Origin of the sequence: Massilia sp. IC2-278 (assembly GCF_020708045.1) — a bacterium.
Taxonomy (GTDB): Bacteria; Pseudomonadota; Gammaproteobacteria; order Burkholderiales; family Burkholderiaceae_D; genus Telluria.
On sequence record NZ_JAJFES010000014.1, the window covers coordinates 16,322 to 29,581 of the forward strand.

The 13,260-nt window shown below is 65.2% G+C and carries 11 protein-coding genes; all 11 read left to right on the top strand.

Annotation, left to right across the window (positions count from 1 at the left end):
* Position 1 precedes the first annotated feature (1 nt).
* Positions 2-328, top strand: coding sequence for a barstar family protein (locus tag LK540_RS20180; protein ID WP_229439111.1), 327 nt, complete (start codon positions 2-4; stop codon positions 326-328).
* A 197-nt stretch (positions 329-525) separates the two neighbouring features.
* A complete protein-coding gene (locus tag LK540_RS20185; protein WP_229439112.1) occupies positions 526-1,125 on the top strand; it encodes a YdcF family protein in 600 nt (199 codons plus the stop codon).
* A complete protein-coding gene (locus tag LK540_RS20190) occupies positions 1,122-1,814 on the top strand; it encodes a transglycosylase domain-containing protein (protein WP_229439113.1) in 693 nt (230 codons plus the stop codon). The genes LK540_RS20185 and LK540_RS20190 overlap by 4 nt, the downstream gene beginning before the upstream one ends.
* 125 nt (positions 1,815-1,939) lie before the next feature.
* Positions 1,940-4,585 (top strand): leucine--tRNA ligase, encoded by a 2,646-nt coding sequence (leuS, locus tag LK540_RS20195; protein WP_229439114.1) that lies wholly within the window; start codon positions 1,940-1,942, stop codon positions 4,583-4,585.
* Between the two features lie 3 nt (positions 4,586-4,588).
* A complete protein-coding gene (gene lptE, locus LK540_RS20200) occupies positions 4,589-5,101 on the top strand; it encodes an LPS assembly lipoprotein LptE (RefSeq protein WP_229439115.1) in 513 nt (170 codons plus the stop codon).
* A gap of 21 nt (positions 5,102-5,122) precedes the next feature.
* Positions 5,123-6,136, top strand: a complete 1,014-nt coding sequence (holA, locus tag LK540_RS20205) for a DNA polymerase III subunit delta (protein ID WP_229439116.1) — start codon at positions 5,123-5,125, stop codon at positions 6,134-6,136.
* Positions 6,137-6,332: 196 nt separating this feature from the next.
* The gene (locus LK540_RS20210) at positions 6,333-7,598 is read left to right on the top strand and encodes a glutamate-5-semialdehyde dehydrogenase (RefSeq protein ID WP_229439117.1); all 1,266 of its coding nucleotides are present in this window, start codon (positions 6,333-6,335) and stop codon (positions 7,596-7,598) included.
* Positions 7,599-7,622: 24 nt separating this feature from the next.
* Complete coding sequence (locus LK540_RS20215; protein ID WP_229439118.1) at positions 7,623-8,036, top strand: CopD family protein; 414 nt, start codon at positions 7,623-7,625, stop codon at positions 8,034-8,036.
* Positions 8,037-8,296: 260 nt separating this feature from the next.
* A complete protein-coding gene (locus LK540_RS20220; protein ID WP_374041375.1) occupies positions 8,297-9,514 on the top strand; it encodes a class I SAM-dependent RNA methyltransferase in 1,218 nt (405 codons plus the stop codon).
* 7 nt (positions 9,515-9,521) lie between these two features.
* Positions 9,522-10,808, top strand: a complete 1,287-nt coding sequence (locus tag LK540_RS20225) for a multidrug effflux MFS transporter (RefSeq protein WP_229439119.1) — start codon at positions 9,522-9,524, stop codon at positions 10,806-10,808.
* A gap of 261 nt (positions 10,809-11,069) precedes the next feature.
* Positions 11,070-13,223 carry an HDOD domain-containing protein gene (locus tag LK540_RS20230; protein ID WP_229439120.1) on the top strand — a complete coding sequence of 718 codons (2,154 nt, stop codon included), beginning with the start codon at positions 11,070-11,072 and terminating at the stop codon, positions 13,221-13,223.
* The last annotated feature ends 37 nt before the right edge of the window (positions 13,224-13,260 follow it).

A 13,260-nucleotide genomic window follows, 5' to 3' on the forward strand; every position in this document is an offset into this window, starting at 1 on the left:
CATGGCCAGCGTCCAACTGAACGGCGCCGCGATCGTCGACGAAGCGGCCTTCCATGGGGAGAGCCGCCGCGCCTTCGGCTTCCCGGAAAACTACGCCGACACCATCGACGCCTGGGTCGACTGCCTGAGCTACCTGCGCGACGACGAAAACATGACGGCGTTCCGCCTGAAGCCGAACGAAGTGCTGGAGATCGTCATCACCGACGGCGCGGCCCTGCAGGCGCGCCTGCCCGACCTGGTCGAGGAAATCGCCTACTGCGTCGGCGGCATCAACGAGCGCTATGAAGACTACGGCGAAAAGCCGGCCCTGAAGCTGGTGCTGCGCTAAAAAGCACCGTCGTTGTCTCCCACCTTTGCCCGCAAACGGTCCGGAGCAATACCGCCTTTTGCTTGCAAACGGCCCGGAACAATACCCGTAGGGTGGGCACCTGTGCCCACGCGGATCGAGCACACCAATAACAGGGCAGCAGCAGCTCCACGTACTGTTGAAGACGTAACGAGGTTCTCCTACCACCGCACATGGCCATGACCGCCGACGACCTCCTGCGCATCTCCCGCTACGTCATGCCCACCCTGCCGGCCCAGCCCTCGACGCTCGGCTTCCTGTTCGGCACCCGCCACGGTGTCGACGCATTCTGCCTCGACACCCACGCCCTCTGGCAAGCCGGCATGTTCCAGCGCCTGCTGGTCTCCGGCGGTCCCACCGGCGGCAATCCCCACCCCGAAGCCCTGGTCATCGCCGAGCGCCTGCTCCAGCTGGGCATCCCCGAGTCCATCCTGATCCTGGAACCCGCCGCCACCAACACCGGCGAAAACGTACTCCTCGGCCGCGCCAAAGTCGCCGAGACAATCGGCCTGGAACGCATCGACAGCCTGCTGGTCATCGGCAAGGTCTGCGCCATGCGCCGCTACCTGATGACCCTGGCGCGCCACTGGCCCGAACCGCGCGTCTCCGCCCATCCCGTGAACTATTTCGGCCTGCCCACCGAGCGCTGGCACGAGCACGACGAATTCCGCGCCCGCGTGCTCGGCGAGTTCGGCAAGATCCCCGGCTACATCGAGCAAGGCTTCCTGCGCGAGATCGCGACCCTGGGAGCCTATCCCGACGTGGCCAGGGCGCCATGAAGCGCCTCGCCAAAGTTTTGCTGGCGCTGCTGGCGGCGCTGGTTCTCTACCTCGCCATCGCCGCCGGCTGGGCCGCCGCTGCGTTCGACGATCTGCTGGCGCGCTGGCCGCAAGACAGCGCACCAGCCGCGCTGTCGCCGCGCCAGGTCGCCATCCTGCTGCGCATCGAAGACCCCACCTTCTATTCGCACCACGGCCTGAGCCTGGCCGAAGGGCAGGGCGTGGCCACGATTTCCTCCGCACTGGCGCGCGAGTTCTTCCTCGAAGGCCCGCAGCTGGATGGAACGAAAGGCCTGCTGCAGCGCTTCTACCGCCGCGTCTTCGACTGCTGCAAGCGCGTCGACTTCGGCCGCGACATCACGGCGCTGGTGCTGGACGCCCGCATGCCGAAGGAGCGGCAGCTGGCGATGTACGTGCAGTCGGTCTACATGGGCCGCCACAACCGGCAGCAGGTGCGCGGCCTGGCGCAAGCCGCCCAGGCCTATTTCGGCAAACCGCTGGCCCAGCTGGACGATGCCGAGAGCGCCGGCCTGGTCGCCATGATCAAGGCGCCGAACGCTTACCACCCGGAGCGCGAACCCACCGCGTACGCCTTGCGCCTGGCCCGGGTGCGGGCGGTGCTGGATGGAACCTGCCGTCCTGCGGGCTGGTTCGATACCGATTACGCCCATTGCGCCGCATCGAAATAACGCAGCTGGCTTGCCTCCAGGGGTAATTGGTCACTCACGCGGGGTGGTGCCGCCAACCACGCCGCAGTGCAAGATGAACCAGTATAATGTCCTGCTCACCCTCCAATATTCTTCCGCAGAACATCATGCAAGATAAATATAGTCCAGCCGAAGTTGAACAGGCCGCCCAGGCGTACTGGAAGTCGATCGACGCCTACAAAGCCGTCGAGAACGACCCACGTTTCCCGAAAGGCAAGTACTACGCCTGCTCGATGCTGCCTTACCCATCCGGCAAGCTGCACATGGGCCATGTGCGCAACTATACGATCAACGACGTGATGTACCGCTACCTGCGGATGAACGGCTACAACGTGCTGATGCCGATGGGCTGGGACGCCTTTGGCATGCCGGCCGAGAATGCGGCGATGGCGAACAACGTACCGCCGGCCGAGTGGACCTATTCGAACATCGCCCACATGCGCGGGCAGATGGAGTCGATGGGCCTGGCCATCGACTGGTCGCGCGAAATGACCGCCTGCAAGCCGGAATACTACAAGTGGAACCAGTGGATGTTCCTGAAGATGCTGGAAAAAGGCATCATCTACCAGAAGACCGGCACCGTGAACTGGGACCCGGTCGACCAGACCGTGCTGGCCAACGAGCAGGTCGTCGACGGCAAGGGCTGGCGTTCGGGCGCGCCGATCGAGAAGCGCGAAATCCCGATGTACTACGTGCGCATCACCGAGTACGCCGACGAGCTGCTGGATTTTGTCGACAACAAGCTGCCGGGCTGGCCGGAGCGCGTGCGCATCATGCAGGCCAACTGGATCGGCAAGTCGACCGGCGTGCGCTTCGCCTTCCCGCACGTGATCATGGACGATGCCGGTGAGCTGATCAACGACGGCAAGCTGTACGTCTTCACCACCCGTGCCGACACCATCATGGGCGTGACCTTCTGCGCCGTGGCGCCGGAACACGCGCTGGCCCAGCACGCTGCGAAAAACAACCCGGAACTGCAGGCCTTCATCGCCGAATGCAAGCTCGGTTCCGTCATCGAAGCCGACATGGCGACGATGGAAAAGAAGGGCATGCCGACCGGCCTGTCCGTCACCCACCCGGTGACCGGCGAGCAGGTGCCGGTCTGGGTCGGCAACTACGTCCTGATCACCTACGGCGACGGCGCCGTGATGGGCGTGCCGGGCCACGACGAGCGCGACTTCGAATTCGCCAAGAAATACGATCTGCCGATCAAGCAGGTGGTCGCTGTCGAAGGCCAGGAATATTCTCTGGATGCCTGGCACGAGTGGTACGGCGACAAGGAAACCGGCCGCACCATCAACTCCGGCAAGTACGACGGCCTGGACTACACCGCGGCCGTGAACGCGGTCTCGGGCGACCTCGCGGCCCAGGAACTGGGCGACAAGAAGGTCACCTTCCGCCTGCGCGACTGGGGCATCTCGCGCCAGCGCTACTGGGGCACGCCGATCCCGATGATCCACTGCGGCGAGTGCGGCGTGGTCCCGGTGCCGGAAAAAGACTTGCCGGTCGTACTGCCCGAACACCTGGTCCCGGACGGCACCGGCAACCCGCTGAACAAGGACGAAGCGTTCCTGAAGTGCGATTGCCCGAAATGCGGCAAGCCCGCACGCCGCGAGACCGACACGATGGACACGTTCATCGATTCGTCGTGGTACTACATGCGCTATACCTCGCCGGGCTCGAACGACGCCATGGTCGACGCGCGCAACGATTACTGGATGCCGATGGACCAGTACATCGGCGGCATCGAACACGCCGTCATGCACCTGCTGTACGCGCGCTTCTGGACCAAGGTCATGCGCGACTTCGGCCTGGTGAAGTTCGACGAGCCCTTCGTCAACCTGCTCACGCAGGGCATGGTGCTGAACGAGACCTACTACCGCGAAGACGCGGCCGGCAAGAAGACCTGGTACAACCCGGCCGACGTGGAACTCACTTTCGACGACAAGGGCCGCCCGCAAAGCGCCGTACTGAAGGCCGACGGCGAAAAAGTGGAAATCGGCGGCACCGAAAAGATGTCGAAGTCGAAGAACAACGGCATCGACCCGCAAGCGCAGATCGAGCAGTACGGCGCCGACACCGCGCGCCTGTTCACCATGTTCGCCTCGCCGCCGGAACAGACCCTGGAGTGGTCGGACAGCGGCGTCGAAGGCGCGAGCCGCTTCCTGCGCCGCGTCTGGGCCTTCGCTTATGCGCACTCAAGCCGCATCGCCGCCGCGCTGGGTAACACCGATGGCGCCGCGACCCTGGACGAAGCGCACAAGACGCTGCGCCGCGAAGTGCACAAGATCCTGCAGCAGGCCGACTACGACCTGAAGCGCATCCAGTACAACACCGTGGTGTCGGCCTGCATGAAGATGCTCAACACCCTGGAGCAGGCGAAACTGGCCGAAGGCCCGGCCGGCGACAGCGTGATCGCCGAAGGCCTGTCGATCTTCCTGCGCATCCTGAACCCAGTGGCGCCGCACATCACCCACGCGCTGTGGCAGGAACTCGGCTACGCGAAAGCGCACGGCGACATCCTCGACGTGCAGTGGCCGCAGGTCGACCCGGCCGCGCTGGAGCAGGCCGAGATCGAGATGATGATCCAGGTGAACGGCAAGCTGCGCGGCTCGGTCAAGGTACCGAAGGAAGCCGACAAGGCTGCCGTCGAGGCGGCGGCGCTGGCCTCGGAAGCGGTACAGAAGTTCGTGGAAGGCACGCCGAAGAAGGTCATCGTCGTGCCCGGCAAACTCGTCAACATCGTGGTGTAACCCATGCGCGCATCCTTTCCTTCCCTGATGCGCGCCGTGTGCGCGCTGTTGCTGGTTTCCAGCCTGGCCGCCTGCGGTTTCAAGCTGCGCGGCTCGAACGGCTCTTACAACATGCCGTTCCAGACCATCCATCTCGGCTTCGGCGAAGCTTCGTCGCTTGGCAACGAGTTGAAACGCAACCTGCGTGCGATCGACAACGTTACCATCGTGACCAAGGCGGAAGGGGCGCAGGCGCGCTTCGAAGTCGTCTCCGAGGCGCGCAACAAGGCGGTCCTGTCACTGAACAACCTGGGCCGGGTGCGCGAGTACCTGCTCAGCTACACGGTGGTGTTCCAGGTGCGCGACGCCAGCGGCAACCTGCTGCTGGGACCGACCGAGATCACCCTGCACCGCAACCTCACGTTCAGCGAGGAAGTCGTGCTGGCCAAGGAAGGCGAGGAAGCGCTGCTGTACCGCGACATGCAGTCCGACCTGGTGCAGCAGATCATCCGCCGCCTGGCGGCGATCAAGGCTTGACGAGCGGAGCAGGACAGCACGATGCAATTGCGGCTTGAGGCGCTCGAAGGCCATCTGTCGAAAGGCCTGGCGCCGCTGTACGTGATCACCAGCGACGAGCACCTGCTCGCGCTGGAGGCCGCCGACAAGATCCGCCGCGCCGCCCGCGCGGCCGGCCACACCGAACGCGACGTGCTGACGGTGGAGCGCACCTTCAAATGGGGCGAACTGCTGGCGGCGAACCAGGCCTTGTCGCTGTTCGGCGACAAGAAGCTGATCGAACTGCGTATCCCGGGCGGCAAGCCGGGCAAGGACGGCAGCGCCGCGCTGCAGGCTTACGCCAAGGACCTGAGTCCCGACAACCTGACCCTGATCACGCTGCCCAAGCTGGACTGGCAGACGGCCAAGGCCTCGTGGGTGACGGCCTTGCAGCAGGCCGCGGTGTACATCGAGATTCCGAACGTGGAAAGGGCGCAGCTGCCGGGCTGGATCGGCATGCGTCTGAGTGCGCAAGGGCAGAGCGCGGACCGCCAGAGCCTGGACTTCATCGCGGACCGCGTCGAGGGCAATTTGCTGGCGGCGCACCAGGAAATCCAGAAGCTGGGGCTGCTGCACGAGCCGGGCAAGCTGACGTTCGAGCAGGTGCACGACGCGGTGCTGAATGTGGCGCGCTACGATGTGTTCAAGCTGTCGGAGGCCATGCTCAGCGGGGATGCGGCGCGGTTGGCGCGCATGCTCGACGGGCTGAAGGGGGAGGGCGAGGCGCTGCCGCTGGTCTTGTGGGCGGTGTCCGAGGAAATCCGCACGCTGCTAAAATTGAAGTCCGGGATGGCGCAGGGGCGGCCGCTCGGAGCGCTCTTGAAGGAATACCGGATCTGGGGGCCGCGCGAGCGGATGATGGAACCGGCCTTGCGGCGCGTGTCGCTGTCCACGCTCGAAGCGGCGCTGCAGGATGCGGCGCAGGTGGACAAGATGGTCAAGGGATTGCGGGCCAAGGCGTTTGCGGGGGATGCGTGGGATGCGATGTTGCAGTTGGCGTTGCGGGTGGCACGCTAGCGGTATTCGTGGGCGCGGGACCTGCAGGTGAGCCGCTATCGGTGTTCATGATCCGCGTGGGCACAGAGTGCCCACCCTACAGGATGTGTCATCGATTCGCGTGCATCAACCCGTTCACACGACGCATGCATTCCGGCTCCGCTCAACGCTCATCAAACGCTACAACCGAACGCTCAACGCACACTGGAACCAAACGATGGACATCACCGACTACATGCACACGCTGGGCCGCAATGCCCGGGCCGCGTCGCGGGCGATGGCGCGCGCCGATGGGGCGACGCGCAACCGCGCGCTGCTCCTGATTGCCGAGGCCATCGAACGCGATGCGGCCGAACTGTCCGCCGCCAATCAGCTCGACCTCGACGCTGCCCGCGCCAGCGGCCTGGCTCCGGCACTGCTCGACCGCCTGGCGCTGTCGCCGGCGGCGATCGCCACCATGGTCGACGGCCTGCGCCAGATCGCGGCGCTGCCCGATCCGATCGGCGAGATCTCGAACATGAAGTCGCGCCCGAGCGGTATCCAGGTGGGCCAGATGCGCGTGCCGCTGGGCGTGATCGGCATCATCTACGAAGCGCGCCCGAACGTGACGGTGGATGCGGCCGGCCTGTGCATCAAGAGCGGCAACGCGGCGATTTTGCGCGGCGGCTCGGAAGCCATCCACTGCAACCGCGCGCTGGCGAAACTCGTCACCGAAGGCTTGACCAAAGCCGGCCTGCCGCTGGACGCCGTGCAGGTCGTGGACACCGTCGACCGCGCCGCCGTCGGCGCCCTCATCACCATGCCGCAGTACGTGGATGTGATCGTGCCGCGCGGCGGCAAGGGCCTGATCGCGCGCCTGATCGAGGAAGCCACGGTCCCGATGATCAAGCACCTCGACGGCATCTGCCACGTCTACATCGACGGCAAGGCCGACCTGGCGAAAGCGCTGCCGATCGCCTTCAACGCCAAGTGCCACCGCTACGGCACCTGCAACACGATGGAAACCCTGCTGGTGGCGCGTTCGATCGCGCCTACGGTGCTGCCGCAGCTGGCCGAACTGTACAAGACGAAGGAAGTCGAGCTGCGCGCCGACGACGAAGCGCGCGCGATCCTGGCCGGCTACCCGCACCTGGCCGAAGCGCTTGAAGAAGACTGGAGCACGGAATACCTGGCGCCGATCCTGGCGGTGAAGGTGGTGGCCGGCATCGAGGAAGCGATGGACCACATCGACCGCTACTCGTCGAAGCACACCGAGGCCATCGTTACCGAGGACTACAGCGCCGCGCTGCGCTTCCTGCGCGAAGTCGATTCGGCTTCGGTGATGGTGAACGCCTCGACCCGTTTCGCCGACGGCTTCGAGTACGGCCTGGGCGCCGAGATCGGCATCTCGAACGACAAGCTGCATGCGCGCGGCCCGGTCGGGCTCGAGGGACTGACCTCGCTGAAATACGTCGTGTTCGGCCACGGCGAAGTGCGCAGCTGAACGATTGATAAATAAAGGACCCGCATGTACCTCTGGATCAAAGCCTTCCACATCGTCTTCATCGCCTCCTGGTTCGCCGGCCTGTTCTACCTGCCGCGCATCTTCGTGAACCTGGCCCAGGAAACCAACAACGTCGCCACCGCGCGCCTGCTGCTGATGGCGCGCCGCCTGTTCCGCTTCACCACCATGCTGGCCGTCCCGGCGCTGCTGCTGGGCCTGTGGCTATGGCTGGGCTTCGGCATCAAGGGCGGCTGGCTGCACGCGAAACTGGCGCTGGTGATCCTGACGATCGGCTACCATCATGCCTGCGGTTCGATCCTGAAGAAGTTCGAGGCCGGCGTGAACAAGCGCAGCCACACCTGGTTCCGCTGGTTCAACGAAGTGCCGGTGATCCTGCTGCTGCTGATCGTGATCCTGGTGGTCGTGAAGCCGTTCTGAATTTTTTGATCGCGAGGTCATCCGCGCAGCGGGTTCGCGCGTTGATGGGCGTTCGCGGCTGTGCTGGCTGTGCGATGGTGGGTACAAGTACCCACCCTACGTGGGGTGGGTACAAGTACCCACCCCACGTAGGGTGGGTTCTCGAACCCACCGCTCCACCGCCCGACCATAACAATTAACTGAATCACCAACGTGGCTGCAAGCGACCGGCGCTTCCAGCCACATTATTTTTTTAACACCAACGGACAAAGGGTACCCCCATGACCTCATATTTTTGCCCATGCCCGCGCGGCATGGAAGCCGCACTGGCCGAAGAACTCACTGAAATCGCCCAGCAACACAGCACCACGCTGAAGGTGCACAACCAGGTCCCCGGCGGCGTGCACTGCTCCGGCACCCTGGTCGACGCCTACCGCGTCAACCTGCACTCGCGCATCGCCTCGCGTGTGCTGATGCGCATGGGCCAGCGCAGCTACAACAACGAAAACGACATCTACGACCTGGTGCTCGAGCAGCCCTGGGAAGACTGGTTCGGTGTCGACCACACGATCCGCGTCGACGTCACCGCCGTGAAGTCGCCTTTGAAAAGCCTGGAATTCACGACCCTGAAGATCAAGGATGCGATCTGCGACCGCTTCCGCGACCAGTTCAACAAGCGTCCGTCGGTGGACACGCGCGAGCCCGACATGCGCATCGTCGGCTTCCTGGATGCGCGCAACTTCATCATCTACCTCGACACCTCGGGCGAAGCGCTGTTCAAGCGCGGCTGGCGCGAAGAAACGGGCGACGCGCCGCTGCGCGAAAACCTGGCCGCCGGCATGCTGCGCGTGTCGGGCTGGAAGCCGGGCACGCCGCTGTTCGACCCGATGTGCGGCTCGGGCACCATCCTGGTCGAAGCCGCGCAGATGGTGCAGGGCATCCCGCCCGGCGCGCGCCGCCGCTTCGCCTTTGAAAAATTCGCCGACTTCGATAGCAAAGCCTGGCAGGAAATGAAGGCCGCGATCAAGGCCAACCCGCTGCCGAGCGAGCAGACCATCTTCGGCTCCGACATCTCGGGCGACATGGTCGCCATGACCCGCCATAACCTGAAGATCGCCGGCATCCTGTTCGACGTGCCGCTCAAGCAGATCGAAGCCCAGCACGTGTCGCCACCCGTGGAAGGCCCCGGCATCCTGCTGACCAACCCGCCGTACGGCGAGCGTATCGGCGTGCGCGGCGACTCGACGGTGCCGCAGGACGAGATGGCGGTGTCGTTCTACTCGGCGCTAGGCACCACGCTGAAGCAGCGCTTCGCCGGCTGGACCGTGTTCCTGTTCACGGCCGACCTGTCGCTGCCGAAGCTGCTGCGCCTGAAGGAAGCGCGCAAGACCCCGTTCTTCAACGGCGCCCTCGAATGCCGCCTGTTCCGCTTCGATATGGTGGCCGGCTACAACCGCCGCGAGGAAGCAAAGCCCAAGCAGGAACCGACCGCAAACTAAGTAGACCATGCTGCCACCGACCGAACCCGACGAACTGCCCAAGGACCCGGTGATCCCGGTTCCGCTGCCCGAACCGCACAAGATCACCATGCTCTCGGCCGGCGGCCTGGCCACGCTGCTGGCCGGGCTGTCGATGCTGGGGCCGTTCTCGATCGACGCCTATTTGCCGGCCTTTCCGCAGATCCAGGCCAACCTGCACGCCTCCGCGCTGGAGGTGCAGCAGACCCTGACCGCCTACATGCTGGCCTTTGCCGGCATGGTGCTCTGGCATGGCGCGCTGTCGGATGCCTTCGGGCGGCGCAACGTGATCCTGGTGGCGCTGGTGGTGTTCGCCATCGGCACCTTCGGCTGCGCGGCGGCGTCTTCGGTGCACTACCTGTGGGTGTTCCGCATCATGCAGGGGGTGTCGGCCGGAGCCGGGGTGGTGGTGGGGCGCGCCATCATCCGCGATCTGTATTCGGATACGGCGGCGGCGCGCCTGCTGTCGATGGTGACGATGATCTTCTCGATCGCGCCGGCGGTGGCGCCGGTGCTGGGCGGCTGGATCGTGATCCTGTTCGGCTGGCGCGCGATCTTCCTGGCGCTGTGCCTGTTCACGGTCATCCTAGGCTGGGTATGCTGGCAGCACCTGCCGGAGACCGTGCCCAAGGAAAAGCGCCAACCCTTCAACCCGCGCTTCCTGGCAGGCAGCTACAGCGCCATTTTCGGCTCCTTCCTGTTCCACATGAAGGCCGGGATCACGGCCCTGAACTTCGCCGGCCTGTTCCTGTACATCACGGCCTCGCCGGTGATGCTGCCGCAGCAGCTGCACCTGGGGCCGTCGGGTTTCGCCTGGCTGTTCGTGCCGACCGTGAGCGGCATCTTCCTCGGGTCGATGGCGGCCAACCGCATGGCCGGCAAGAAGAGCTTCTCGTACCAGATCTGGGCCGGCTTCGCCTTCATGCTGGGGGCGGTGGCATTCAACGTGGGTTACCACCTGTTCCTGCCGCCGGCGCTGCCCTGGACCGTGCTGCCGATGTTCTTCTTTACTTTCGGTAGCTCGATCATCGCGCCTGGCGCCACGCTGCTGGCGCTGGACCTGTTCCCGCACATCCGCGGCACCGTGGCGTCCTGCCAGTCCTTCGTGTCGACCCTGCTGGGCGCCATCGTCGCCGGGCTGATCGCGCCGGCGCTGTCGCATTCGGTGCTGGCGCTGGCGCTGGGCCAGGCCGGCTTTGCCCTGGCGGCGCTGGCGTGCTGGATAGTCTCGCGGCAGTACCGGCGCATCAAGGCACGCAATGGCAGACAGGTGTAGCGGCGTTTGCCGAAGTCGGTACCTTGATGTTTCCATATAGATAATGAAATTGTCTTGAATATACAAATCCTCATGGAAAAGCTCACACTTTTAACAGAAAGTATTGTTCCTGATCAGAAATGTATATATGCTAAGACGCTTATTTCGTGCGAAGTGGCAATAAAAATAACATCCGGTTTCACCAATACCTAAATGTCATGTCGTGGTAGCTCAGGGATGGAGCGCCACCTTCAAACCTTAGTGGCGTCCTCGAGCGAGACCATGCACCAACCAGACCAGGATATTCGCAATCGCCTGCTTGTTGCCAGGCTGCCGGCGATGCCGCAAATTCTCGTCAAGCTGCTCGGGCACCTGCAGGCCGACGACCTCGGCATGCAGGAACTGGCGGCCCTGATCGCCAAGGACGCCGGCATTACCGGCAAGCTGCTTACGGTGGCCAACAGCTCGGCCTACCACCGCGGCAACCGCGCGGCCAACCTGGAGCAGGCGCTGGTGTCGCTCGGCACCGACATGATCAAGACCCTGGTCATCAGCGATTCCGTCTTCCAGACCTTCAACAACTTCCCCCATTCCGGCAGCACCGACCTGCGCGCCTTCTGGAAGAATTCGCTGGCCGCGGCCGTGATCGCGCGCGACGTGGCGCGCCGCATGGACTATCCGCACCTGGAAGAAGCCTATCTCGCCGGGCTGCTGCACAACGTCGGCCGCCTGGCCCTGCTTGCCACCGCGCCCAAGGAATACGGCTTCAACTTCACCGCGCTCGACGACGAAGACCTGTGCGCGGTCGAGCAGCGCACCCTGCAGATCACCCATGCCGAAGCCGGCGCCTGGCTGGTCGAGCGCTGGGAGCTCGATTCCTTCCTGGCCGACGCCGTGCTGTACCACCACGAGTCGAGCGAACGGCTGGAGTCGGCCCATCCGCTGATTCGCATCGTGCGCCTGGCACACCTGATGGCCGGCCACCCCGACGATGCCGCGGCCCTGGCCGAAGGCGCGCTGCTGTGCGGGCTGGAGCAGGACGAGGTCGGTGACATGCTGGCCGCCAGCGCGCGCCAGGTCGACAAGGCCGCCCTCCATCTCGGCATCGACCTGGCCGGCGCCGACGACATTCCCGCGCCGCCTGCCTATGCGCCGCCCGTGGTCGACCCGGTCCAGCAGCGCCTGTCGGAAGAAGTGCGCAACCTGGTGCTGGTGTCCGAGGTCGGCCAGACCTTCGCACGCCAGGAAGGCGAGAGCGCGCTGCTCGAGTCGATGACGCGCACCGCGCGCATCCTGTTCGACTTCGACAACACCGTGATCCTGCTGGAGAACCCGACCGGCCAGCTGCTGGTCGGCGCGCCGGGCATCGCCACCGCGCGCATCGCCGAATTCGCGATCCCGCTGGCCAAGGGCGGCCCGATCGCCGCGGCCGCGCTGGCGCGCCGTCCGGCCTACCTGCAGCGCGGCGGCGACACCCTCGGCCTGCCCGAGGAGCAGCTGCTGCGCATGCTCGGCACCGAGGGCCTGGTCTGCCTGCCGCTGGTGTCGGGTGTGCGCTGCCTGGGCGTGCTGGTGGGCGGCGTAGCCTCGTGGCAGCTGGCGGCCTGCCAGAAGCGCGAGCGCTTCCTGCAATCGTTCGGCACGCAAGCTGCCACGGCGCTGGAAAGCGCGCTGCAGGAGCGCGCCAACGCGCGCCGCCAGGTGGCCAGCGTGGCCGAGGAATACCGCGAAGCCTCGCGCCGCGTGCTGCACGAAGTGAACAACCCGCTGTCCATCATCAAGAACTACCTGAGTGTCCTCGACAGCAAGCTCGAACGCCAGGAACCGGTGGCGGGCGAGATGTCGGTGCTGAACGAGGAGATCGACCGCGTCGGCCAATTGATCGGCACCCTTGCCGACATCAAGCCGGTGGAGACCGGCCCGCGCGCGCTCGATGCCGTGAAAGTGGTGGAAGACGTGGTGCGCCTGTTCCGCGCCGGCCAGTTCGTGCCTGGCAGCGTGCAGATCACCACCGCGCTGCACGACGATGCGCGCCTGGTCGAGGGCGACGCCGATACGCTCAAGCAGATCCTGGTCAACCTGGTCAAGAATGCGGTCGAGGCCCTGGCCGGCAGCGGCGGCGGACGTATCGAGATCGCGAACCGCGGCCACGTGCACCGCGAGCGCCGCCTGTTCCTGGAGCTGAGCGTGTCCGACACCGGCCCGGGCCTGGCGCCCGAGGTGATGGCGAACCTGTTCGCGCCCGTGAAGAGCACGAAGGACGGCGCCCACCGCGGCATCGGCCTGTCGATCGTGCATGGCCTGGTGAAGAAGCTGAACGGCCACATCGCCTGCCGCAGCGGCCGCACCGGCACCGCATTCGAAATTCTGCTGCCGGCGTGGTCCGGCGCCAGCGCCGCGCCGGCCCTGCCCGCGCGCGCCCTGGGTTCTGTATAAGGTAAGACCAACGTGTACTCAGCCAGCGCAAGTTCAG

Excerpts from the sequence above, each read along its gene's own strand:
- LK540_RS20190 (WP_229439113.1), top strand. The coding sequence starts at position 1,122 with ATGAAGCGCCTCGCCAAAGTTTTGCTGGCGCTGCTGGCGGCGCTGGTT.
- LK540_RS20210 (WP_229439117.1), top strand. The coding sequence starts at position 6,333 with ATGGACATCACCGACTACATGCACACGCTGGGCCGCAATGCCCGGGCC.
- LK540_RS20215 (WP_229439118.1), top strand. The coding sequence starts at position 7,623 with ATGTACCTCTGGATCAAAGCCTTCCACATCGTCTTCATCGCCTCCTGG.
- LK540_RS20185 (WP_229439112.1), top strand. The coding sequence starts at position 526 with ATGACCGCCGACGACCTCCTGCGCATCTCCCGCTACGTCATGCCCACC.
- LK540_RS20220 (WP_374041375.1), top strand. The coding sequence starts at position 8,297 with ATGACCTCATATTTTTGCCCATGCCCGCGCGGCATGGAAGCCGCACTG.
- leuS (WP_229439114.1), top strand. The coding sequence starts at position 1,940 with ATGCAAGATAAATATAGTCCAGCCGAAGTTGAACAGGCCGCCCAGGCG.
- lptE (WP_229439115.1), top strand. The coding sequence starts at position 4,589 with ATGCGCGCATCCTTTCCTTCCCTGATGCGCGCCGTGTGCGCGCTGTTG.
- holA (WP_229439116.1), top strand. The coding sequence starts at position 5,123 with ATGCAATTGCGGCTTGAGGCGCTCGAAGGCCATCTGTCGAAAGGCCTG.
- LK540_RS20230 (WP_229439120.1), top strand. The coding sequence starts at position 11,070 with ATGCACCAACCAGACCAGGATATTCGCAATCGCCTGCTTGTTGCCAGG.
- LK540_RS20180 (WP_229439111.1), top strand. The coding sequence starts at position 2 with ATGGCCAGCGTCCAACTGAACGGCGCCGCGATCGTCGACGAAGCGGCC.
- LK540_RS20225 (WP_229439119.1), top strand. The coding sequence starts at position 9,522 with ATGCTGCCACCGACCGAACCCGACGAACTGCCCAAGGACCCGGTGATC.